The sequence below is a fragment of the Microcystis sp. BLCC-F210 genome, assembly GCF_042134685.1.
Classification (GTDB): Bacteria; Cyanobacteriota; Cyanobacteriia; order Cyanobacteriales; family Microcystaceae; genus Microcystis; species Microcystis aeruginosa_D.
This window is the reverse complement of the sequence record NZ_CP169647.1, coordinates 2,016,268-2,035,628: the sequence shown is the minus strand read 5'-3', so window position 1 is coordinate 2,035,628 and position 19,361 is coordinate 2,016,268. Positions and strand designations below refer to the sequence as shown.

At 40.3% G+C, this 19,361-nt stretch carries 18 protein-coding genes and 4 pseudogenes; 8 read left to right on the top strand and 14 right to left on the bottom strand.

What is annotated here, in order from left to right:
• Nucleotides 1-42: 42 nt before the first annotated feature.
• Nucleotides 43-531 (bottom strand): hypothetical protein, encoded by a 489-nt coding sequence (locus ACE3JL_RS09845; protein ID WP_375329373.1) that lies wholly within the window; start codon nt 529-531, stop codon nt 43-45.
• 35 nt (nt 532-566) lie between these two features.
• Nucleotides 567-1,781, bottom strand: a pseudogene (locus tag ACE3JL_RS09840) (ISL3 family transposase).
• A gap of 235 nt (nt 1,782-2,016) precedes the next feature.
• Between ACE3JL_RS09840 and ACE3JL_RS09835 the strand changes: the two are divergent.
• The 3 genes from ACE3JL_RS09835 to ACE3JL_RS09825 all read left to right on the top strand — a co-directional run bounded on the left by ACE3JL_RS09835 (nt 2,017) and on the right by ACE3JL_RS09825 (nt 4,668).
• Nucleotides 2,017-3,537 (top strand): YegS/Rv2252/BmrU family lipid kinase, encoded by a 1,521-nt coding sequence (locus ACE3JL_RS09835; protein WP_271991543.1) that lies wholly within the window; start codon nt 2,017-2,019, stop codon nt 3,535-3,537.
• 30 nt (nt 3,538-3,567) lie between these two features.
• Nucleotides 3,568-3,777 (top strand): HMA2 domain-containing protein, encoded by a 210-nt coding sequence (locus ACE3JL_RS09830; protein ID WP_271991540.1) that lies wholly within the window; start codon nt 3,568-3,570, stop codon nt 3,775-3,777.
• 66 nt (nt 3,778-3,843) lie between these two features.
• Nucleotides 3,844-4,668: an EcsC family protein gene (locus ACE3JL_RS09825; RefSeq protein WP_271991538.1), complete on the top strand. Its 825-nt coding sequence runs from the start codon at nt 3,844-3,846 to the stop codon at nt 4,666-4,668.
• An 80-nt stretch (nt 4,669-4,748) separates the two neighbouring features.
• Here the strand turns inward: ACE3JL_RS09825 and ACE3JL_RS09820 are convergent, their stop codons facing one another.
• From ACE3JL_RS09820 to ACE3JL_RS09795, 6 genes and pseudogenes are all read right to left on the bottom strand, one after another.
• Complete coding sequence (locus tag ACE3JL_RS09820) at nt 4,749-6,038, bottom strand: threonine/serine exporter ThrE family protein (protein ID WP_375329372.1); 1,290 nt, start codon at nt 6,036-6,038, stop codon at nt 4,749-4,751.
• A 253-nt stretch (nt 6,039-6,291) separates the two neighbouring features.
• On the bottom strand, nt 6,292-6,504 hold the full coding sequence (locus tag ACE3JL_RS09815) for a hypothetical protein (RefSeq protein ID WP_271991533.1): 213 nt from the start codon (nt 6,502-6,504) through the stop codon (nt 6,292-6,294).
• Between the two features lie 70 nt (nt 6,505-6,574).
• On the bottom strand, nt 6,575-6,760 hold the full coding sequence (locus tag ACE3JL_RS09810) for a BrnT family toxin (RefSeq protein ID WP_271991531.1): 186 nt from the start codon (nt 6,758-6,760) through the stop codon (nt 6,575-6,577).
• A 31-nt stretch (nt 6,761-6,791) separates the two neighbouring features.
• Nucleotides 6,792-7,740: pseudogene (locus ACE3JL_RS09805) on the bottom strand (transposase family protein).
• Nucleotides 7,741-7,801: 61 nt separating this feature from the next.
• Nucleotides 7,802-7,987, bottom strand: a pseudogene (locus tag ACE3JL_RS09800) (nucleotidyltransferase family protein); the annotation flags it as partial.
• A gap of 508 nt (nt 7,988-8,495) precedes the next feature.
• Nucleotides 8,496-8,771, bottom strand: coding sequence for a hypothetical protein (locus ACE3JL_RS09795; protein WP_271992094.1), 276 nt, complete (start codon nt 8,769-8,771; stop codon nt 8,496-8,498).
• Nucleotides 8,772-9,422: 651 nt separating this feature from the next.
• Here ACE3JL_RS09795 and ACE3JL_RS09790 point away from each other — a divergent pair.
• Nucleotides 9,423-9,839, top strand: coding sequence for a DUF29 domain-containing protein (locus ACE3JL_RS09790; RefSeq protein WP_271992096.1), 417 nt, complete (start codon nt 9,423-9,425; stop codon nt 9,837-9,839).
• A gap of 394 nt (nt 9,840-10,233) precedes the next feature.
• On the opposite strand, the gene ACE3JL_RS09785 is transcribed toward ACE3JL_RS09790, so the two are convergent.
• Together ACE3JL_RS09785 and ACE3JL_RS09780 are read right to left on the bottom strand one after the other, a co-directional pair.
• Complete coding sequence (locus ACE3JL_RS09785) at nt 10,234-10,908, bottom strand: DUF1345 domain-containing protein (RefSeq protein WP_375329371.1); 675 nt, start codon at nt 10,906-10,908, stop codon at nt 10,234-10,236.
• A 217-nt stretch (nt 10,909-11,125) separates the two neighbouring features.
• Nucleotides 11,126-12,365, bottom strand: a pseudogene (locus ACE3JL_RS09780) (ISL3 family transposase).
• A 594-nt stretch (nt 12,366-12,959) separates the two neighbouring features.
• On the opposite strand from ACE3JL_RS09780, the gene ACE3JL_RS09775 reads away from it, so the two are divergent.
• The 3 genes from ACE3JL_RS09775 (at nt 12,960) to ACE3JL_RS09765 (ending at nt 15,158) form a co-directional block, all read left to right on the top strand.
• The gene (locus tag ACE3JL_RS09775; RefSeq protein ID WP_271988313.1) at nt 12,960-13,610 is read left to right on the top strand and encodes a DUF3318 domain-containing protein; all 651 of its coding nucleotides are present in this window, start codon (nt 12,960-12,962) and stop codon (nt 13,608-13,610) included.
• Nucleotides 13,611-13,723: 113 nt separating this feature from the next.
• Nucleotides 13,724-14,719 carry an anti-sigma factor antagonist gene (locus tag ACE3JL_RS09770; protein ID WP_271988314.1) on the top strand — a complete coding sequence of 332 codons (996 nt, stop codon included), beginning with the start codon at nt 13,724-13,726 and terminating at the stop codon, nt 14,717-14,719.
• Nucleotides 14,706-15,158, top strand: coding sequence for an ATP-binding protein (locus ACE3JL_RS09765; RefSeq protein WP_271988315.1), 453 nt, complete (start codon nt 14,706-14,708; stop codon nt 15,156-15,158). Before ACE3JL_RS09770 ends, ACE3JL_RS09765 begins: the two co-directional genes overlap by 14 nt.
• A 6-nt stretch (nt 15,159-15,164) precedes the next feature.
• Here ACE3JL_RS09765 and ACE3JL_RS09760 read toward each other — a convergent pair whose 3' ends face one another.
• The 4 genes from ACE3JL_RS09760 to petN form a co-directional block, all read right to left on the bottom strand.
• The gene (locus ACE3JL_RS09760; RefSeq protein ID WP_375329370.1) at nt 15,165-16,610 is read right to left on the bottom strand and encodes a GUN4 domain-containing protein; all 1,446 of its coding nucleotides are present in this window, start codon (nt 16,608-16,610) and stop codon (nt 15,165-15,167) included.
• A gap of 175 nt (nt 16,611-16,785) precedes the next feature.
• On the bottom strand, nt 16,786-18,039 hold the full coding sequence (gene sbcD, locus ACE3JL_RS09755; RefSeq protein ID WP_271988317.1) for an exonuclease subunit SbcD: 1,254 nt from the start codon (nt 18,037-18,039) through the stop codon (nt 16,786-16,788).
• Nucleotides 18,040-18,081: 42 nt separating this feature from the next.
• Nucleotides 18,082-18,225: a hypothetical protein gene (locus ACE3JL_RS09750; RefSeq protein ID WP_002736416.1), complete on the bottom strand. Its 144-nt coding sequence runs from the start codon at nt 18,223-18,225 to the stop codon at nt 18,082-18,084.
• Between the two features lie 16 nt (nt 18,226-18,241).
• Entirely contained in the window at nt 18,242-18,331 is a 90-nt protein-coding gene (petN, locus tag ACE3JL_RS09745) for a cytochrome b6-f complex subunit PetN (RefSeq protein WP_012265708.1), read from the bottom strand.
• 413 nt (nt 18,332-18,744) lie between these two features.
• Here petN and ACE3JL_RS09740 point away from each other — a divergent pair, with 413 nt between their 5' ends.
• On the top strand, nt 18,745-19,140 hold the full coding sequence (locus ACE3JL_RS09740) for a hypothetical protein (protein ID WP_271988318.1): 396 nt from the start codon (nt 18,745-18,747) through the stop codon (nt 19,138-19,140).
• Nucleotides 19,141-19,361: the final 221 nt, after the last annotated feature.

The window sequence follows — 19,361 nt, the reverse complement described above, 5'->3', positions numbered from 1 at the left end:
TTTTGAAACGATTTTGCGTTGTTTCAGCGATCTATAGATTCGTTAAGAATTATTAACCCCTCTAGGTGCAAGGGTTTTAATGTCATGAAACCTTAAAATGAGAATTGCTGGCTCTAAGCTTTTGCTCTCAAAGGCTGCTTCAATTTCATGTAACTCATTTGGTTTCTCTGGCTTTTGCTCTCCTGGATGCAGCATCTGATGGGAAAGATGACTGGCTTCATATCCTGCCAATACATCCCCAACCAGTCCGCCTACCTGAGCACCAGCGATCACGCCTACTGGGCCTAATACTGCCCCAACAGTACCTCCAATTACTTCTCCGGCTGTGGCACCTGCCATGCCACCTGCCATGCCTGCGCCCATATCCACCAGTTTAGTAGGATGTTCGCTGATCTGTTGCACATTGTCCTTAATACTGTCAATTGCTTGATCAGCCAACTGATTTACCTGTTTTATCCCTTGGTCAACCTGATGCTTTAAATCACCCATAATCCCTGGCAAAAAACTAAGTTGCACTGATGATTTTAGCAAAATTTGTGAGGCTCTTCGTTACCCTTTATGCTAAATCAACAGACAAGATGCCAAGATAACATACTTCTAACCCAAAAATTCCGAAAGTTTCTAAAGCCATAGGCTCTCCGTTTTATTAGTTTAAGTTTATTGTTGATTCCCTCGACCACCCCATTTGTTGTCCTTTGCTCGAAATAACTAATTATTTCTCCAAACCAGTTTCGGATTGTTTGACAACTCTTAGTAAAAACACTGGAGGATTTTGCCAACCATTCTGAGATAGATAGCAGTCCTTCTGTCGGATTCTCTGAGGTTTCATAAATCTTTCTCAATTCTTCCTTTAATTCCTGCATCTTTTTCAAACTTGGGAAATTTTCTTTGATAGCTTCTAGTTTGATTTTTTGGGTTTCCGTCAAATCTTTTTCATTTTTTAACAAGCTATATTTACTTCGCTTTAAAACTTCTAGCTTCGCTTCTTTTTCCGCTTTCTGTTTTTTATTTTTCTGCGCTTCTACGGCTCTTTTTTCTGCTTTTCTCTGTTCGTCTAACTCTTGATTAATTTGTTTCATTACATGGAATCTATCGGCGACTACCTCGGCCGATGGCATCAATTCTTTCACCAAATTTTTATAGGGCAACCAAAGGTCTATGCTGACTTCTTCAATTTGCTCTAACACCTCTTTTCCCCACCCTGTAAGCGTTTCCCTCAACTCCTCTTGTGTTCGCTTCTCTAGAATAGCTATTAGTTTTCCCGTATCTAAATTTACTAAAACCGCACAGTAATTTTTTTGTCCTTTGACTAGAGCGATTTCATCAATTCCTAGTCTTTTTAATTTCGATAGGTCTGTCTCTGTAATTTCTTCAGCTATGTCCTCTATCATTCTTTGAATCTCTTCTTCCGTTACGTCATTTCTTCGGCTAACATTTAAAATATCTCCTGATTTTAATTGTTCGAGTATATTCTCGGCTAGTCTTTTCGTATAGGTTCGTTTCTTGGCGACAAAATCTAACTCTTCGCTAAAGGGTTTCTGACAATTACCGCACTTAAATTGACGACGATTAACTTGTAGGTACACTGGTTGACCTGAGAGCGGTAAATCTTTGACTAAATGTCGATGATTTTGGTGGAGTTTATCGCTCTCTAACCCACAACGAGGACAGACTGCTTTTTTATTTTTCGATTCGACTGGTCAAACTATACCGATATTTTCTAGGTGTAGATAGCCTTGAATAGAGGTTCCTTCTAGGTTCAAAAATTTGTCAAGTATCATAAGTAAAATACTCTGGTTTTTGGCTATTATATCAAATCTTAACTCGATTGTCTATCTTTTTGTATTAACCAGTTTGTGCCTTAAACCTTTTCCTGTATGGGTTTCAGCTATTTTTGGGCGTAGGCTCTCTCATCGAATTTTATTTTAAGTTAATTATTTGCATAACAGTTACCGAAGAGCCATTTGTGAAATGGTTATAATGACTTTTAAACAAATCAATCATTAGCGGCTAATCATGTTTGCCAGTATTATCCCGCAACCCAGCAGTAGGCTAAAGCGAGCGCGAGCCTTACGCCGTGCCTCCCTGATTTTCAATCCCGTCTCAGGACAGGGCAATGCCGAAGCACAACTAGCAACGATTAAAGACTTATTGGAACCCCATATCGCTCTCGCTATCTACCCCACCTCCGTAGAAGTAGGAGCCGAACAACTGACCCGTGAAGCAATAGCAAAAGGTGCTGAATTAATTATTGCTTCTGGAGGCGATGGAACAGTTTCAGCAGTAGCGAGTGTTCTCATCGGCACAGGCATCCCTTTAGCAGTGATTCCTCGCGGTACAGCTAATGCTTTTGCCAACGGCTTAGGATTACCCACCACCATCGAAGAAGCCTGTATTGCTATTTTACAGGGAGCGACCCTGACGATTGATACAGCCCTCTGTAACGACAAAGCAATGCTGCTGCTGGCGGGTATTGGTTTCGAGGCGGAAACAGTACAGGAAGCCGATCGAAAATTAAAAAACGAATTCGGCATTCTGGCTTATATTTTAGCGGGACTTGACCGCTTACAAAATCTCGTACCTTTTACGGCGGAAATTACCACAGAAAATGAGAAATTTACTGTCTCTGCCGCCGCTGTCACGGTGGCTAATATTGCCCCGCCTACGTCAATTTTGGCTCAGGGAGTCGGTCAAACCAAGCCAGACGATGGTTTATTAGACGTGACGATTCTCACCCCTAGCGATGCCCTAGAAGCCCTAGCCAACGCGATTGAGTTATTTGAAAGTGGACTGATTCACCAACCAACAGAAAGCCACCACATCGGCTATCTGCGAGCCAAACAAGTGCAGGTGACAACCAATCCCCCCCAAGCCATTACTATTGATGGGGAAATGGCGGGGGAAACTCCCACTACTGTTGAGATTGTTCCTGCCAGCCTAACAGTGGTCACTTTCTATGAACAAGTTGTTCAAAAAAGGTTGCGCGGCTTGCTCGATTTAACAGTTGCAGAAGAAACACAAGTGGAAGTCCTCGTCGTTAAATACTATGTTCCTCCTCTCAATTGGGAAAGGACTTTAACTAAAGTCATCGCTGAAATAGCAGAGACATCTATTGCTTGGTGGGAAACCTTCAGAAGAGCAAGCATCGAAGTGGGTGAACTCCTGATTAAAAGCCTCCATCAAGCCTTAGCAGCAATAGCAAAAAGCATTGATCAACTAGGAGAATCCTTGCCGCTATCCCATCGAGCAGAAGTGGATCAGTTAGAAGAATCTATCCCGATGGGGGAAACTTTTCCGCCATCGACTGCCCCGGAAATTGTTCATCAAATTGCCGGACGAATTCGCTGGCGGATTCCTCGGCTGCGGAAAGATGCTGGCTATGCCGCTCAACTCCAGCAAATACTAGAGTCTGTCGAGGGAGTGACGGAAGTTAAGATTAATTCCATTGCAGCTTCCCTCGCAGTTAGTTATACAGAAGATAGCTTGTCAGTTAAAGAGTTTGAACAGAAAATTAAACTAGCAATGGCACAAGTTTAAAAAGTCAATAGTAAGGGGAAGTTGAGTCAGATGTTAGAAGTAGAATATCAAGTGATTCATGCGGTTCCGGGGCGCGTTCGCTTGCGTGTTCCTCGACTGCGCCAAGATGAGCATTATGGACTGAAAGTGCAGGGTTTATTGGAGGCAATAGAACCGGTAATTGAGGCTCAGGTATTTCCCGTCAATCAGGCTTTGATTATTCAATATCAAAGAGCTGCTTTCTCACAAGCTCAGTTATAGCAACAATTAGCAACAATCCTCAAGCAAGCTTTAGCTTATCAACCAACTCAGCCACTAGCGATTAAATTGCCGGGGTATCAGTCGAATGGTTTAACTCTCTACGAACTTGCTCAAGCTCATAAAATTAAGCGTTGGTGGTTAGAAATTCCCAATTTTCTGACGACTTTAATTGCTAGATTGTTGGGTGTATTTGGGCAGTTTACTGATTGGCTTATTCCAGAAAAATGGATCGATGAGACATTGACTTTATGCGATCAACTGGCTGAAAAATGGCAAGAAGAGTGGGAGCAATTAAAACACCTAGCCGGAGTTGAGAAACATCATGATTGGCAACAAGTCTCCTTAGCAGATTGCGATTATTTAGCGAAGAAAGTCCAGCAAAAAACCTTAGCAACTGGTGAAGTGGAAGGGACAATTGCCGGTTTGATAGGAGTTATCGGAGTAATTAGCGAAATCCCACTGTCCATAGTTCAATCTCTGCAAACTATTCAGAGAATTGGCTTATGTTATGGTTACTCGACCACAACGGAACAGGAGCGGAATTTTGCTTGGATTATCTTAGCAGCAGCTACCGCCCAAACTCCAGAGGCTAAATGGCAAGCAGTGGATAATTTGAGAGACAGTCACAGGCAATTTTCTCGCCAAGCTTTTGACAATTTTCTCACCGAAATCGGCGACAAAGGTGCAATCTCGCTGGCAGCTGAAACGATTTTCCAGCAAGCGACTATCTATTTAGCACCGAGTTCAGTAGGTGGGGCAATTCCTTGGTTAGGTGCTATCTCTAGCGGCGTTGGTTTGAGTTTCTTCCTCAATCAAGTAGCGGATGCCGCTCGCCGTGCCTATCAAATGCGTTGGCTGCTGGATAATCAGAAGCTTTCTTGTGAATTATGAATTATGAATGGGGAAGAAAGTCAGTGTACCTCATTACGCTGAATACCGTTATATTAAGAAACAGAATATCTAAATCCTTGCTAAAAATTGGGTTGGCGTTGAAAGCGTAAAAGGATAGGTATAGCTAACCCAATGGGAATAGCTAAAGTCATTAAAAAAGCTTTTGTCATCATGCCTAGGGTGGTGGCAAGTAATAAAGAACTGGCATTCTCTGGTATGGTCATAATCTGAATTAAGCCGCTTGCTGCTTGAAAAGCAAAGATTCCTGGTACTATTCCCACTACCGCCCCAAAAGCGATTACAGCCGGTGGCGCGTGAAAACGATTAGAAAAATAAAGCGCCATGGTCCCCACAACAGCAGAAGCAATTAAATTACCCCAAATAATACCTGGTCCATGGTCAATACACAACCATCTTACTCCATGTCCCACCATGCCACAGATAATGCAAGCCCATAACATTTTCGGCGGTACATTAAAGAAAATGGCGAATCCCATAGCCGCTAATCCCGCAAAAATCACATCTTCAAATAGAGGCAAGGGAGAAACCGGATTACTGACAGGTAGTAAGGCGTTTGTAACCGTTGTCGAGAGAAGTAACCCAAAGGCGATTGAACTAAGAATCACCAAACTATACTCTAGACGTGCCATGCCCATGGGAATATGATTCTCGACTAAATCTAAGACTCCATTAATCAGATGAACCCCCGGTACTAACATCATCGACGGGATGAGAAAACAGATATTAGGAGTAGAAGTCCATCCCAGTTGAATTGCTATTCCCCCGATACATCCCCCCAAAAAAGCAGCTAGAAAATTAAGTAAAAAAGGATTAAAATGCCTTTTCCCTAGTTCTTGCCGTAAGATAACGCCCACTGCTGTGGCAATTCCCGTAATCACAAAAGAAGCCCAGTCTCCCTGAAAAATACGGGCTAAACTTGCCCCTGTAAGTCCTAACATCAGAATAATGAACCAGCGAGGGTAATAAATAGGGGGATATTTATCGATCTTTTCTAATTTCTCGATTAACTCGGTCAAGGTTAAACGATTTTGCAGAAACTTTTCGATCGATAAAAAAACCTGAGTAATTAAAGCCATATTAACGGCAATGCTGGTGATAGGGCGACTAAAGTGTGAGGAATATTCATTTTCACTCTTTACGGTTAGTTTAATCGCTTCATATTCACAATATACCCGGACTTCTACCCCGAATTTTTCCGCTAATTGCTGAATGGTTTGATGCACTCGTTCAGTGGTGGTACTATGCTGTAATAAGATGCGGCCAGTTAAGAGCATAAGATGAAAATAATCAGGAAAAGACGGAGATTTAGGGGATAAATAGGATTTTGTGGTCAAAGGATCGCACTCCACTTTGGTTTTTCTCCCTTTTTAATTAGAAATTAGACTTTGCAAAAAAACTATACCTGTGTCATCATACCGCACCTACATCTAAAAGAGTTGACTCTTCCAAAATGATGGAGGAAACTGTATAGCTTGCATTATGAACTAGAGGTGGCGTGAATTCTGCTTAAGGCCAAACACTTATGGCTCAAGTAAAGGTTTTCTATGAACCGAAAATCGGAATTAACAATTATGTTCTAGCATATATTTTTTTAGTACGGCATTAATTAAAGTCTGATATTTTTTGGGGAAATTGCTGTTTATACCAAGCAACAACTGAGGGATCAAGCTGAAGAGTTACAGTAACTTTTAGAGGAGAATTAACAGTAGCTTCTTGCCAAAATTCGGCATCAGTAGCAGGTAAATCTGAATAATCTATATCAGAATCTTTCATCTGACCAAGGCTCTTTAATTGTTCCTCTCTCGACATACTCATAATAAATTCTCCTTTCCTCTGCATTAGCGCGTCTTGTAGATATAAGCCGTATTTTCTGTTCTCGTAGAGTTTACACTGCAACTAGGACAAATTCTCCTAAAAGTCCCAAAGCGATTAATCTTTCTTCGCCGTAGTCTCTGCGATTATCAGGTTTTGAGATCCAGATTCCTGAAAAGATTTCCTTGGCAAAATCAAAGTCGATCCCGTGTTTTTCAATATTGATGTTGTTCTTTTGGTCATCCCACTCGAACTCCATAACCTAAGAAATTAGATCTCCTGCAAAAGTCTTATTCAGCTACTTGATGATAGCCTAAAGCAAGTTCATAGTTGTAAATGCCAGCGATTAAATTAAATCTTAGACCAAAATGCCGTCTCCGATTCCTATATCTTGATGATAAAATTCTAAATATCTTCAGACTTCTGTGAATATGTTCGATAATAATTCTTTCTCTTGATAACTGGCGATTAAATTCCTTCTCTTCTGAACTTAATTCTTGATTTTTCTTCTTTTTGTCAGGAATCCTACTATTTTCATGCTGTTTTTGGATTCCTTGATAGCCCTTATCTGCTAAACATTTAATACTTTTATCTATCCCAATTTGACTATTTTTCCAAAGGTTAAAGTCATGTAAGTACCTAAGCAAAATTAATTACACATATCTAACCCCCTCTTGCCTTTTGCCTCTTGCCTTTTGCCTATCTTTACTAGGAAATTAATTTTGCACGACTACTTATTCTTCCCTTTCCATGAGCGGTACAGATTATCATTCCTGTTTTTTGAGCCGCAAGAACTTGAGATTTTATTGTATGATAGCCCTGTTTCCCGCTATAGTAATTTTTCTGCTTCTTTTGAGGTCTTTCTATCTCATGCTCTGCTACATCTACTACCACTACCTCTAGGTCACTATTGGCTTGTTGAACTGTCTTTTTATCTGGCAGATTAAATAATCCTGATTTCATGAGAATACCTTCTACCCTTCTAGTGATTCGTAGGGCTGTTGTCTCATTAATCTCCCAGTTAATTGCGAGATGGAAATAAGTCCTATATTCCCGCAAATACTCTAAGGTCATCAAGATTTGGTTTTCTAAACTTAATTTACTTGGTCTTCCCGATTTTTTTTGCAGAACTTTTTCGGCGGCCAGAACTTTCACCATATCCTTAAATGTTTCAGGATATACTCCACAAAAGCGTTTAAACTCTTCTGGATTCAAATTTTTTACTTTTTCGTAAGTCATTGTTTTTCTGAGTGTTTTACTTTATTTTACATAATCAGTTCCTATTTTTGCAGGAGGTCTAATACTGTACTTGCAGAAGTTGAAAAAAACCACCTTGTCGATTAAATTCTACTAACAAGTCCACATCACTGTCCGCATGAGCTTCATCCCTGGCAACTGAACCAAATAAAGACAAAGATTTTACCCCCAGTTTTTGTAACTCTTCCCTGTGTGCGTCTAGAATTGCCAGTACCTCATCTCGTTTCATCTCTGTTTCCTTGCCTAAGCCACTTAATCTGCCAAATCTTTCCAGAATAGTTATAGTGTCCAATCTTCTAATTCTAACCCTTCAATTTTACTGAAATGCTTTTGATTGTGGGTAATTAATACTAAATTATTCGCTATAGCCACTCCTGCAATTGGGAGCATCTCACTTACGCGATGAGTAATTATACTTAGCCTAAAAGCCACTCTTAATCGTGTCTTGGAACGAAATAGAGGCTTTTAAAGACCGCGTACATGGAGAATTAAAACAAGAATTACCCTCGAAAAGCCTATTTTTCTACTAAGTATTTATGCTTATTGCAAAGGTGAGATGCTCCCCTGCAATTGAGAGATCGATGTCGTCAAGAGGAGTCCTTTCAAGATTTCATAATAAGTAATCAAGCTAAAACTCAATTGCCTGTATTCTTGGAGATACAAATTACAACAATGAACGACCTGGGGATGATTGCGAAAAAACAAGGAAAGAATATCAGTATCAAGTAAACAAGGTTTCAAATCTCGAATCTCCACGATAAAGAATTTTGACGACGCTGTTCTACTTCTTCACAAAAATTTCTAAAATCTTCCTCAGGAAGATCTTCCCAAATCCCCGCAAACTTCATAATTTCCTTACCTTCAGACGTAAGATGAGTTTCTAGGGCATCTTTGAGTCGATTTAAAACACCCTCTAGAGAACTATCTTGGTAATCAATCGGATCTAATTCAGGAAATTTGACTAAATATCCATCTGGATTTTTCGAGATGACAATACTAATTGTATTGACCATTTTAAGCCCTCCTATCTGACTCTAAATTTTCAGTCTTGTTGTTTTTTATCGATTGTAAATAAGGAATCAAACCTTTGCGGAATGCCTCTTCTTGTTCAGCTATGCCAAAGTGTTTGTAGAGTTCGCTTGTTAACTTAGTTGTTTACGGTTGGCAAACCAAACAACATATTCTCTCAAAAGAGGATTGCTTTCGATATGTTCGAGAAGTTTATTCATGGCTCAAAAAAGTAATATCTCATTATATCACACTTAATTCTCTGTTAATTTATTTCTTGGAGATGTCTAATGCCAGTGTTGCCGAAGGCACTCGCTACGCGAGACCCCAATCCTATTTCTCTGCATCTCCCCACCACCAGCTAGGTTCTTCTGTTGGGTTCCAGTTTTAGGATAAACCTCGAAAATGTGATGCTCCCCCCAAATAGACATTTGCCTCGTTTAAGGTTAGACTGAGCTTAAGTGGAAATATTTGTCTTTGCTTATGTAAGTCGGGACTAATAAAGCCGCTGCTATCTATAGCGTTTCTGATTCACAAGAGGTACATTCCCGATCCTGAACAGCTTAATAAGCAAAGGTTTAATTGTGCCGCACAGATGCGAGAACCGCTATATATTTGTATAGTTTTTTTATCACAATCTAACAGGAGTTTAACTTATGAGTCAGATAGCTATCGATAAAATTTACGAGACAGATTTCTATCAATGGACAATGAAACAAGCCCAAGCATTAAAAGAACAAAATTTACAAGAATTGGACTGGGAAAACCTGATTGAGGAAATCGAAGCTTTGGGACGTAGTGATTATCAAGCAGTGGTCTCCTTACTAACTCGAATTATGCAACACTGTCTGAAGATTGATTGCGCTAATAAGCCTGAGTGTAATCGCCATTGGCAAGCCGAAATCAAAGCTTTCTCTAACACTCTTAAGCGTCGCTACAGTCCATCAATGAAGCCTAAGCTAGAAGTAGAATGGCAAGGGATCTATTCGGATGCAGTTGACCTGTATTTGATTGACTATCCCCCTTCTAACATCCCTGAAACCTGTCCTTATCATTTTAATGATTTATTTTGATGCTAGAAACTCACCTTGATTTCTTAAAACTTAGGCACTTCCACAGACTAGAAGTCTGTTCCACACAGGTTATTTTACCTCGTTCCCAAGTTCTACCTAGGAACGCCATTTTCAGGTTCCACCTGAAGAATGATATATATGAATAAGGCAGAGCCTTGGAACCAGAATACAGGCTCTTCGGGACTTGGTATGGTTCGATATGGGAGCATAAATCGACTAAATTCTTATCTGGCAAGAGACTTAATTGATTAGTTCGCTCTAGATCAAAAATAATTGACAAAAATCACTAAACGCCTTTCTATATAAGGGTTCCATCCCTTATAAGCCCTGTCCATTGCATAACAGAAACCGAAGAACCAGAATACATAGGTTATATTAGAAGTCTGTTTCACCATTAAATGAGATTAGAAATTATGTTTACCACTAAACCGATGACTACTGCTACTAAGATAAAAGAGAGGATGGAATGAAAGAGTGTCATGCGCCGCATCGCAACACTTTCGATGGATACGTCTGATGTTTGGTAACACATAGCGATGGTAAAAGAGTAATACATAAAATCCCAATAATCCACCAGTTCTTGATTGGGAAAGTCCAGTCCTTTACGATAGACGGATGGCTCTTCTCCTAACAGGTCATCGTAGTAGAGTCTGGCATAATACAGAGCAAAAAAAGTATGTACCAGAGTCCAAGACAAAAAGATTGCTAATAGGGACAGTCCCATGTGCAAATTAGCCAACAAAGGAGTCCATTTCTTAGAGTTGTTGAGTAATAAAGCAAGAGCAATTAACCCCATGCTAGAAAATAGCAGCGCAGCAAATAAAGTGATAATACTCTTGGGTTCTTGCTGTCGAGATAGGCGAAAGGTGTCTTCCGCAGTCGCTTTGGACATTTGCACTGCTAAAACGCTCAAATAACTTAGTATCCCTAGATCATAAGCCAAGAGAAACCGCAATTCTTGGTAAAATTCTCCCGTGATTAAATAAACAAAAATTGCCACTGTCAGCGTGAAGAGAAACCGGTTGATGGGAGAAGTCAGCCGAAAAATCGTTTTTTGCTTGGCGGTCATTTTTAAGAGCCTTGATTTTCACAGATCTAGTTTAGATGAAATGGTATGGGTTTCTCAGGATAGCCTAGCAGTCAATTCTCAGGTGAGGACAGACAACTGGCCTTTCTCTTCCTGACAGGTGTAGGTATTTTACAACTAAGAGGAAGGGGAGTAGTAAAAAGTATCAACGGGGGTGGGAGGGGAAGAACTCTGGCTCTTCGTTACTCTTTATGCTAAATTAACATACAAGATGCCAAGATAACATACTTCTAACCCAAAAATTCCGAAAGTTTCTAAAGCCATAGCCTCTCCGTTTTATTAGTTTAAGTTTATTGTTGATTCCCTCGACCATCCCATTCGTTGTCCTTCGCTCGAAATAACTAATTATTTCTCCAAACCAGTTTCGGATTGTTTGACAACTCTTGGTAAAAACACTGGAGGATTTTGCCAACCATTCCGAGATGGATAGCAGTCCCTCTGTCGGATTCTCTGAGGTTTCATAAATCTTTCTACATTCTTCCTTTAACTCGTGCATCTTTTTCAAATTTGGGAAATTTTCTTTGATAGCTTCTAGTTTAATTTTTTGAGTTTCCGTTAAATCTTTTTCATTTTTTAACAAGCTATATTTACTTCGCTTTAAAACTTCTAGCTTCGCTTCTTTTTCCGCTTTCTGTTTTTTATTTTTCTGCGCTTCTACGGCTCTTTTTTCTGCAGCTCGGCTGAGCATCGCCGAACGTCTTTTCTCTGTTCGTCTAACTCTTGATTAATTTGTTTCATAACATGGAATTTATCGACGACTACCTCGGCCGATGGCATCAATTCTTTAACCAAATTTTTATAGGACAACCAAAGATTTATACTGACTTCTTCAATTTGCTCTAACATTTCTTTTCCCCAGTCTGTAAACGTTTTCTTCAACTTCTCTTGTGTTCGCTTCTCTAGAATAGCTATTAGTTTTCCCGTATCTAAATTTACTAAAACCGCACAGTAATTTTTTTGCCCTTTGACTAGAGCGATTTCATCAATTCTAGTCTTTTTAATTTCGATAAGTCTGGTTCTGTAATTTCTTTGGCGATGTCCTCTAGCATTCTTTGAATCTCTTCTTCAGTTACGTCATTTCTTCGACTAACATTTAAAATATCTCCTTCTTTTAATTGTTCTAGTATATTTTCGGCTAGTCTTTTCGTATAGGTTCGTTTACTGGCGACAAAATCTAACTCTTCACTAAAGGGTTTTCGACAATTATCGCACTTAAATTGACGACGATTAACCTGTAGGTACACTGGTTGTCCTGAGATTGGTAAATCTTTGACTAAATGTCGATGATTTTGGTGGAGTTTATCGCTCTCTAACCCACAACGAGGACAGATTGCTTTTTGATTTTTCGATTCGACTGGTCAAACTATACCGATATTTTCTAGGTGTCGATAGCCTTGAATAGAGGTTCCTTCTAGGTTCAAGAATTTGTCAAGTATCATAAGTAAAATAATCTCGTTTTTGGCTATTATATCAAATCTTAACTCAATTGTTTATCTTTTGGTATTAACTTATTTGTGCCTTAAGTCCTTTCCTGTATGAATTTCAGCTACTTTTGAGCGTAGTTGCTCTCATCGAATTTTATTTTAAGTTAATTATTTGCATAACGATTCCCGAAGAGCCTCTAGTTTTTGGCTATTATATCAAATTTTAACTCAATTGTCTATCTTTTAGCATTAACCAGTTTGTGTCTTAAGTCTTTTCCTGTATAGGTTTTAGCTATTTTGGGGTATAGGTTATCTCATCGAATTTTATTTTAAGTTAATTATTTGCATAACAATTCCCGAAGAGCCTAAATAATCAGTTTTTAATAACTGGATTTAGTGTCATAATTGAATTGAAGATGGATTTTAGGTTCGATCCCCCCTGCTCCCCTCAATAAAGGGGGTATTTGACAGTTTTTAACACCTAACTACTTACCAGTTACTGACAACCGAAAATGCGCCCTACTGCCCAAAGCTGCCAAGATCACAAAAAAGACCGCTATGATTCAAAATAGAATTTATCGTCATTGGTAGAGAACAGGTAAAAAATCTATGACATCTTATGCGGCCTCCTCTGCACGAGCCGAAATGAGCGAACTTCGGCGACTAAAAACCCTACTGCCTCCAGAATTACAAAGTTGGGTAACGGTAGAAGGTTCCACAGAGGTTAACCCCCCCCTGATCCGTTGTGAAGAAATTGGCAGAGATGAGGTAGAAATTCAGATAGATTTGGCAAAATGGGAAAATTTAGCCATTGATCAGCGTAATTTGCTCTTTTGGCATGAAGTGGCTAGGATTCAAAATGATAGTATTCCCCGGGAAGGCTGGGAAATGGCCGCCCTCGCCATTGGTCTAGGTGGTGCGGTGGGGGAATTATGGGTACAGGACGGGTTATTATTGCTTTTGGCCATGGGATTATGTGGTATTTCCGGCTATCGTCTCTGGCGCAAAAATAACGGTGATAAAATTCTCAAAGAAGCGCTCGAAGCTGATGAAAAAGCGATCGCCTTGGCTACCCGTTTCGGTTATTCTCTCCCTAACGCCTACAAGAGCCTAGGCAGTGCCTTTAAAACCCTAATTGAACAAACACCTAACCGTCGTCTGCGTAAGCGTTATGAGACCCGTTTAGATGGGCTGAGGAAGAGTGCTGCCAAAGCGAAGTCCCAAACCCAAGGCCGTCCACCCCTAGGTGAGATTCGTTAGCCGATGATCACAGGTAATCTCTGACATTGCCCATTGGTATTTGGGGAAAAGTGTAGTAAACATTAGGTAGGTCATCAGGCCTTGTTCATCCATCAAACCACCTCGTTGTGTCGATGACTTCCCCAATTCCTGAAACACGTTTTCTGATCATTCCGATGGAGTATCCGGTTTTGCGGATGCCTGATCGCTTGACTGTTCTGGAAGCATTACAGTTTAAAGATATCTTTCACCATCTCATCGCCCAAACACCCACTCCCGAAAAAGTCATTCTCGATCTCAATGCCACTCAATTTATGGATAGTAGTGGTGTGGGTTCCTTAGTACATAATCTCAAAGCGGCCAGGTCAAAAAATATCGAGTTAGTGCTGGCTAACGTTCATCCCCCAGTGATGGGGGTTTTATCGATTACGGGACTAGATCAATTATTCACCTTCCAAACCCCCCCCCTAGCACCCCAAGAAAACGGCCTTACTACCCCTGAAAACCATCTACCAGAAACCCATCCCTCGATTCGCAGTTGGTTAAAGCGCGGTCTTGACATTGTTGGTGGGATCGTGGGTTTATTAATCACGGGGCTTATTTTTGCCCCCATTGCCATCGCTATTAAGTTAGACAGTCCAGGTCCGATTTTTTTTAGTCAAACCCGCTGCGGTTGGTTGGGAAAGGAATTTAAAATTCTCAAGTTTCGTTCCATGTGTGTGGATGCAGAAACACTCAAGGATAAAATCCCTAATCAAGCGCAGGGAGCTTTTTTTAAGAATAAAAATGATCCCCGGATTACCCGGGTAGGAAAATTTTTACGTCGTACCAGTTTAGACGAATTGCCCCAGTTTTGGAATGTGATCATTGGTGAAATGAGTCTTGTTGGCACTCGTCCTCCCACCCCCGATGAGGTGGAACGCTACGATGTCCCCCAGTGGCAACGTTTAGATGTAAAACCCGGTATGACGGGAGAATGGCAGGTGAATGGTCGCTCTCAGGTGCGTAATTTTGAAGAAGTAATTCAACTCGATTTGCGCTATCAAGAAAATTGGAGTTTAGGCTACGACCTACAACTGATTTTTAAAACAATTTTGATTCTCTTTCAAAAAAACAGTGGCGCCTTCTGAACTCTTAAATTCCCCTTCTTTCCCCCTCCAATTCCATCTACAAGTCCGGACGGAATTGGCAGCTTTAATCCCAGTCCTAAAATGGTTTGAATCCCACGGTCGCTCTTTTTTACCTGAGTCGGTGCTTTGGCAGTGTAAGGTGGCCTTAGCAGAAGGATTTACTAATACTGTCCGTTATGCTCACAAAAATTTACCAGCAACTACACTCATCGATCTAGAATTAACTTTTTCGTCCCATTCTCTAGAAGTAAGAATATGGGATCACGGTCAACCTTTTGATCTGCAAGCAAAACTTGATTTTCTAGAACAACACCCTCTCCCACCTTTGGAAATGGAAAGCGATCGAGGATTACTTTTCATGCGTTCTCTTACTGATAGTTTACAATATATCCGCACTGACGAGGGCAGAAATTGTTTAATTCTCCAGAAAAGTTTTTAAGTCAATTTATCCCCTGCTGGAAACTCCGTCCATCGTACAGGTTTCCAGACGAGAAAAAAGAATTATGCCACCACCTACACCCCACACAAGGGTGGGAAGATGTCCGGAGGTTGCTTTGAGAGAGAAAGTAATTTGATCGTAGTATAACCACTTGTTATTAACTCGCCAACCGACTTTTGAACCAAAGTTATTCCACTTTTGTTGATCATAATTGCTGCTTCCTCCCAAACTTTCATAGATTCTTTTCTGAACAGATATACCAAATTTTCTCTGACTATATTTTAACCAGAGTTGATTGATAGTGGCTAAATCTTCACAGGGAAAGTTATCTATGTCTTCTATCTTAAGATATTTTTCTTTAGTTCGATCGGCAACTTTTAAGAATAGATTAGCCGTTTCTTGATCGGCTTCTTGCCATTTTTCTTGCGCTAATAAATCCCGCAGATTAGTGTAATCAATTCCCCTAGCACTTTTGAGGTTAATTTCTTTGCTGGTTGTCGGGGAAAAAACTGACAAAATCGTTTCTTGAATTGTGTTCTGTGACCGGGGTTTTGGCGGAATCACTACCGCTAATTTTACCGCTAACTCTTGCAGGACTTCTCCCGCTGATTGATAACGTTTTTTAGTGCCAAATTCAATTAATTTATCTAGAATTTCCCCTAATTCAACACTAACAGAATTATTAATCAGGTGCTTTCTCCATACCCATTCATGTTCACTCACATCGAATAATTCAAAGGGAGATATTCCCGTTAATAAATAGATACAAGTGACTCCCAAACTATATAAATCACTGCTATTAATTGCTTTGCCATTGCCTTGTTCTGGGGAGATATATCCCGCCGAACCGATCACTGTTCCTGTTAGGGAAAGATTAGCAATGGTCATAAATTTAGAGGCACCAAAATCCACTAAAATTATTTTATTATCGCTGGTTCTCCTAATTATATTAGCTGGCTTAATATCTCGATGAATGACTCTTTTTGCATGGATAAAATCAAGAATTGGCAAAATTTCTAATAAAAGATGTTTGATCTTTTCTTCATTGAAAACTCCCTCGCTTTGTAATTCTTGTTCTAGATTTTGTCCCTCAATATATTCTTGCACAAGATATTGTCGTCCATCATTGCCAGTAAAATAGGCATAGAGGGAGGGAATTTGTGGGTGTTGACCGAGATTATCTAAACTAACCGCTTCTTCTTTAAATAATTCCGCAGCTTTCTTGAGAGCATTGCTACCTTGAGCGCTAGGAAAAAATTGTTTAATCACACAATAAGGTTGAGAAGGTTTATCCTCATCAATTGCTTGAAAAGTTTTACCAAAACCTCCTTGACCAATTAATTTTATGGCACGATAACGATCTTTTAGTAATAATTGGAAGCGACATTTTTGACAGAATTTATCTGTAGGGTCATTGTTATATAAACAATCGGGATTAAGACATAAACTCATGGCTGGTTTAAAGAGGGATAGGGAAATTATGAATTATAAATTATGAATTATAAATTATAAATTATAAATTATAATTTATGAAGTGGGGAGTGGGGAGCTTTTTTTCAGTGATCAGTAAACAGATAACTGATAACTGATAACTGATAACTGATAACTGATAACTGATAACTGATAGTTAAATCGAGGTTTCTTCCTCTAGCCAAATTTCTGGCTGTTGATTTAATAAAAACTGGGCTGCCTCTAACATATCATCAACAATATCGCGCAAATCTTCCTTATTATCGATATAAGCTTTTAACGCTTCCATCGGGTCTAATTGATTACCCACCCCTAATTCCGGTAAACGGGGACGGGTTAATTGACTAATTAACTCGGCCCGAATACTATAACTATGGGCAGTTTTTAAGGCTTCGTCAAGCTGATTGGTGTTGATCAGTTCTAATTGCTCACTGCGAATTTTATAAACTAAGCGGATAACTGCTTCCCGAATATCGTGTTTTTTGAGAGCTTTTAGCAATTCTTTTTGAGGGTTTTCTGCCTCAGAAACATCCACTTCGATGGAACGGAAAGTACGCACAGGTAAAGGACAAAATTCCCATTTAACCTCTCCTTTAGCCACTTCTATTAAAACATAGCCCTTATCTTCTTTTTCCTCGCTAAAATCCACTCGATCGATGCTGCCCGGATAGACAATAGGCGGATCATTGCTAGGATTAAGATTTTGGTGTTTGTGAACATGACCGAGGGCAACATACTCGAATTGTGGACGATTTAGCAACGATAAAGGCACAGTAAACCCTTTACCAACCGCTAAAAATCTTTCTGCTCCTAAACTAGCTCGATCAGCCATTAAATGAGCTAACAAAACTGTTGGTACACTTGTATCTAATTGGCGAATTTCTCCTTCTAAAACCGGTTCCAAACGGTTAATTAATAATTCATTTACCCCACTCAAGGATAAACCCTCGGTTTCGGGACGGGTTAAGAGAGTGGCGCGGGTTAACCAGGGTAAAGTAATTACTTGGATATCGCCGTTGCGGGTGGTGATGCGATGGGTGGTCAAGCGATCGCCAACAATAAACCCCGGCACCGCTAGGGTACGATAGATAGAAAGACTCACACCGCCATTACCCTGAGAATGTTGATCGTGATTACCCACTAATAACACCGTCGGGATATTAGCATCGGCAAGACGACGGAATTGACTGGCAAAAGCTTCGTGAACAAAAGGAGGAGGAGTGGCATCGGGAAAGGCATCTCCCCCAAAAAGCACTAGATCCACAGGGGAGGCAATAGCCCGATCGATACAGAGGCTCAAACTGCCCATAAAATCCTCTAAACGCGTGTTTAATCCCGTTTTTGGATTTAAACGCCCATGGGAAAAACCGCTCCCCATGTGAATATCCGATAAGTGCAGTATTTTAATCATGGTAAAGAAAAAACAGGCGCAATTAAGTACACCTGTTCGGGATTATTTTCCTAATTTTTTATCGCCATCTTGACGACGGCGATCGCGCCATTCTGTAGTCGTCAGGTAGAGAATGCCACCACTGACGATAACGAGGAGAATTAAGGCGACAAGAAAGAGAGTGTTGAGAATCAAAGATGTTTCCATGGTATCTATAGATTACCTAGAAACCGTTACGACCCCAAACCACCATGGCGATCGACCAAGTGAACAGGGCGAGAATGCTAACCCAACCAAGTGTCAAAATATCCATAATTGCCTTTGTTAAACGAAATACTTAGAAGTTGACACTCTCCGCCCTAAAAGTGCGGAGATTCTTGGGCTGAATCTTGCCGCTACTAGCAAAGCTAATTTTGGTCTTACAGTTTCATGTCTAGTCCGACTACACCTACAAGGTAAGCACTCTTAAAGACTACTCCCCAAGCGTAAATTTCTGTGTGTCCCACAGTATTTAATTGTTTTTCGCTCTTACCATGTGGACTTAGGATGAAAGCTTTGTACCAGTGATGGTTAGAGATTTAGGGATTACGAAGTGTCGCTTGTTTCCTGCGTTCCCAAAGTCAACGACTCAATTTGATGCTAACATAAAGTCGCCCTAAAGGGCGAGGTTTTCAACCCAAATTTTCGATAATACTCCATCAGTGACTCCGTTTTAGAGAGGCGATCGTGCAAATTACGCTCAAGGAAAGAATCGAATCCATACAGGTGGGGAGTATCTCGGCACTGGCTTTCCTGGTTCCCTATCTGCTATTTTTAACTGTTGATCGACTATTTTTAGGGGAATCGATCACATTAATTGGCGCTTTTGTCAAGATATCCGGGGCGATAATTAGCGGATTTCTCTTTGGTGTCACCTATCGTTATGTCGTCCGCAACGATGATAATCCCCATCTCAAAGATGGTACAGTGGCAGCTTTTGCCCTAGTCCGCGGCCTAGTTCCCCTACAATTATCCACAGACTTGCTCGCTGACAGTTGGAGCTTAAGTCTCTTTCTGGGAGAGAGCTTTATCTGTTTTTTATCCTGTCGTCTGCTCTTAGAGTTGATTAAGCTGCGTCAATAACCGACTCAGTTATCAGTTATCAGTTATCAGGTGTGAGTTTTCAGTTCACTGATTACTGTTTACTGTTCACTGTTTACTAAAAAAAAGCGGCTCTTCGGTTTGTGTTATGCAATGGACGGGGGTTATAAGGGATGGAACCCTTATATAGAAAGGCATTTGGCGATTTTTGTCAATTGTTTTTGATCTAGAGCGAACTAATCAATTAAATCTCTTGCCAGATA

Excerpts from the sequence above, each read along its gene's own strand:
- ACE3JL_RS09835 (WP_271991543.1), top strand. The coding sequence starts at position 2,017 with ATGTTTGCCAGTATTATCCCGCAACCCAGCAGTAGGCTAAAGCGAGCG.
- ACE3JL_RS09830 (WP_271991540.1), top strand. The coding sequence starts at position 3,568 with ATGTTAGAAGTAGAATATCAAGTGATTCATGCGGTTCCGGGGCGCGTT.
- ACE3JL_RS09815 (WP_271991533.1), bottom strand. The coding sequence starts at position 6,504 with ATGAGTATGTCGAGAGAGGAACAATTAAAGAGCCTTGGTCAGATGAAA.
- ACE3JL_RS09810 (WP_271991531.1), bottom strand. The coding sequence starts at position 6,760 with ATGGAGTTCGAGTGGGATGACCAAAAGAACAACATCAATATTGAAAAA.
- ACE3JL_RS09795 (WP_271992094.1), bottom strand. The coding sequence starts at position 8,771 with ATGGTCAATACAATTAGTATTGTCATCTCGAAAAATCCAGATGGATAT.
- ACE3JL_RS09790 (WP_271992096.1), top strand. The coding sequence starts at position 9,423 with ATGAGTCAGATAGCTATCGATAAAATTTACGAGACAGATTTCTATCAA.
- ACE3JL_RS09785 (WP_375329371.1), bottom strand. The coding sequence starts at position 10,908 with ATGACCGCCAAGCAAAAAACGATTTTTCGGCTGACTTCTCCCATCAAC.
- ACE3JL_RS09775 (WP_271988313.1), top strand. The coding sequence starts at position 12,960 with ATGACATCTTATGCGGCCTCCTCTGCACGAGCCGAAATGAGCGAACTT.
- ACE3JL_RS09770 (WP_271988314.1), top strand. The coding sequence starts at position 13,724 with ATGACTTCCCCAATTCCTGAAACACGTTTTCTGATCATTCCGATGGAG.
- ACE3JL_RS09760 (WP_375329370.1), bottom strand. The coding sequence starts at position 16,610 with ATGAGTTTATGTCTTAATCCCGATTGTTTATATAACAATGACCCTACA.
- sbcD (WP_271988317.1), bottom strand. The coding sequence starts at position 18,039 with ATGATTAAAATACTGCACTTATCGGATATTCACATGGGGAGCGGTTTT.
- ACE3JL_RS09750 (WP_002736416.1), bottom strand. The coding sequence starts at position 18,225 with ATGGAAACATCTTTGATTCTCAACACTCTCTTTCTTGTCGCCTTAATT.
- petN (WP_012265708.1), bottom strand. The coding sequence starts at position 18,331 with ATGGATATTTTGACACTTGGTTGGGTTAGCATTCTCGCCCTGTTCACT.